The sequence below is a fragment of the Streptosporangium amethystogenes genome (assembly GCF_000721075.1).
In the GTDB taxonomy this organism is placed as follows: domain Bacteria; phylum Actinomycetota; class Actinomycetes; order Streptosporangiales; family Streptosporangiaceae; genus Streptosporangium; species Streptosporangium amethystogenes.
This window is the reverse complement of sequence record NZ_JOEQ01000108.1, coordinates 1-2,424: the sequence shown is the minus strand read 5'-3', so window position 1 is coordinate 2,424 and position 2,424 is coordinate 1. Positions and strand designations below refer to the sequence as shown.

Genomic DNA, 2,424 nt, shown 5'->3' with positions numbered 1-2,424 from the left:
CTCCCGAAGGCCCGCCCGGCGCGGCCGCGCTCCGGAGCTGTTCGCCTCCGGCGAGCTTCTCGGCCCGGGCGGGCGGAAGGTGACGCAGAGGCACTCAAGGCAATCTCAAGCCTGATCTTCTACACCTACAGGGGTGACTACGACCCCGCCGCGGCAGCGCCGCTCGCTATCTCGCCGCACGCTGCTCCTGGGCGGGCTCGGCGCCTTGGCCATCGGCGTACCGACCATGGCCGCCTGCACCACCGTCATCCCCCTACCGAGCACCTCCGACCCCACACCGACGGCACAACCCTCGCCAGCGGCAGCCTCGACGACACGGTGCGGTTGTGGGACGTGGCCGGTCGCGAAACCGTCGCCACCCTCACCGGCCACACCGACAGCGTCTTCTCGGTGGTGTTCAGCCCGGACGGCACAACCCTCGCCAGCGGCGGCCGGCACAACCCTCGCCAGCGGCAGCCTCGACGACACGGTGCGGTTGTGGGACGTGGCCGGTCGCGAAACCGTCGCCACCCTCACCGGCCACACCGACAGTGTCTACTTGGCGGCGTTCAGCCCGGACGGCACAACCCTCGCCACCGCCAGCTTCGATTGTGGGATGTGGCCGGTCGCAACACCGTCGCCACCCTCGACGGCCACATCGGCAGGGTCTCCTCGGTGGCGTTCAGCCCGGACGGCACAACCCTCGCCAGCGGCGGCTTCGATGGCACGGTGCGGTTGTGGGATGTGGCCGGTCGCAACACCATTGCCATCCTCGACGACCGCACTGACGATGTCTTCTCGGTGGCGTTCAGTCCGGACGGCACAACCCTCGCCACCGCCGCCGACAAGAGCGTGAAGTTGTGGCCGACCCGCTGACCCGGTAGATCATCATCGCTGCGGCCCTACCGCCACAATCCGGTCTGCTCCATTCCCGGGGGGCTGACTCCCGAGAAGGAGGGTTCTCTGGAGTTGACCCCCGCAGAACCCGGGCAAACCGGACAGGTGTTACCGGGCCATGCACCCCTGCAGAGGAGTGTCCCGGAAGTCCCGGAACGCGGCCGTGCCGGTCGCCTCCGGCGGGTTGCTCGGCCCGGGTGGGCAGAAGGTGATGCAGAGGCACTCAAGACAATCTCAAGCCTGATCTTCTACACCTACAGGCGTGACTACGCCCCCGCCGCGGCAGCGCCGCTCACTATCTCGCCGCACCCTGCTCCTGGGCGGACTCGGCACCCTGGCCGCCATCGGCGTGCCGACCATGGTCGCCTGCACCCCCGACGCCACACCAAACGCCACCAAACCCACACCGAGCGCCACCGATCTTGTGCTGAGCGCCACCCTCACCGGCCACACCGGCTATGTCACCTCAGTGGCGTTCAGCCCGGACGGCAAACTCCTCGCCACCGGCAACTTCGACAAGAGCGTGAAGTTGTGGGACGTGGCCGGCCGCAACACCGTCGCCACCCTCACCGGCCACACCGGCGGGGTCTTCTCGGTGGCGTTCAGCCCGGACGGCACAACCCTCGCCACCGGCGGCTACCGCAACGTGAAGTTGTGGGACGTGGCCCGCCGCCAAACCATTACCACCCTTACCGGCCACACCGACGGAGTCTCCTCGGTGGCCTTCAGCCCGGACGGCGAAACCCTCGCCACCGGAAGCCTCGACAACAGCGTGAAGTTGTGGCAGACCCGCTGACCCACAAGTTGACCTCGGAGAAATCGCGGCGAATCGGACAGGCACCCCCCGGGGTCCGCGCACGCGTAGAGGCGTCCCGGATGTCCCGGAACCCCGCCCTGAAGCCTCGACCTCTCGAGAATCTGGGCCCATTCGGGCAGGATGACGCCCCCCGCGGGAGGCCTGGCGGACGGCCTGGAGCTCGGCCAGCTCGGCGACGAACGGAGTGTTGCGCTGTTCGGCGGGCAGCGCCCGCAGCGCCTCCTGCAAGCGGGCATAGTCGGCCGGGAAGGCCACGGCCGCCCATCTGACTATCTCTGATCTTCGACGCTTCTTGTCTGTTCTTGATGGTCTCTGCTGTGTGGTGCCGGCTACGTGTTCCTGGGTGGTCTCCTGCTCGTTCCGATGTCCACCGATCACGTCACGGCGTCGGCCGGGCCGGGGCTCCTTCTCCTCCTGGCCCTCCTCGCCGATACCCGCTCCGGCGCCCGGCCTCGCGGCCCGGTCGACGCCGGGCGCCCGGCGACGCCGATCCGCCCTCGGATCGGTAAACCGGGTTTATCTACTAACTTGCTCCGCGGCGCGGCCCCCGGGGGCGTGGTTGTGACGGCCTGAGCCGGCCCCGCCCGGCGACTCTCCTCACCGGCTTCCGGCTCGTCCCCCGGCGGCCCCTCGGCCGGTGCGCGGCCGACTGTCCAGTCCGGAGCCGACGAGCGCAGCGAGGAGGCGCAGGACTTGACCGGCGGCAAGCGTCGGCCACACTGCACGCCCGG

General features: G+C 69.5%; 2 protein-coding genes and 2 pseudogenes. All 4 read left to right on the top strand.

The window, feature by feature from the left end; genetic code table 11:
• Positions 1-102 precede the first annotated feature (102 nt).
• Positions 103-420 (top strand): annotated as a pseudogene (locus tag IG98_RS55105) (WD40 repeat domain-containing protein); the annotation flags it as partial.
• A gap of 37 nt (positions 421-457) precedes the next feature.
• Positions 458-580: pseudogene (locus IG98_RS55100) on the top strand (hypothetical protein); the annotation flags it as partial.
• A gap of 17 nt (positions 581-597) precedes the next feature.
• Positions 598-855, top strand: coding sequence for a WD40 repeat domain-containing protein (locus IG98_RS54090; RefSeq protein ID WP_030926437.1), 258 nt, complete (start codon positions 598-600; stop codon positions 853-855).
• A gap of 283 nt (positions 856-1,138) precedes the next feature.
• A complete protein-coding gene (locus IG98_RS0143755; RefSeq protein WP_211264385.1) occupies positions 1,139-1,672 on the top strand; it encodes a WD40 repeat domain-containing protein in 534 nt (177 codons plus the stop codon).
• The last annotated feature ends 752 nt before the right edge of the window (positions 1,673-2,424 follow it).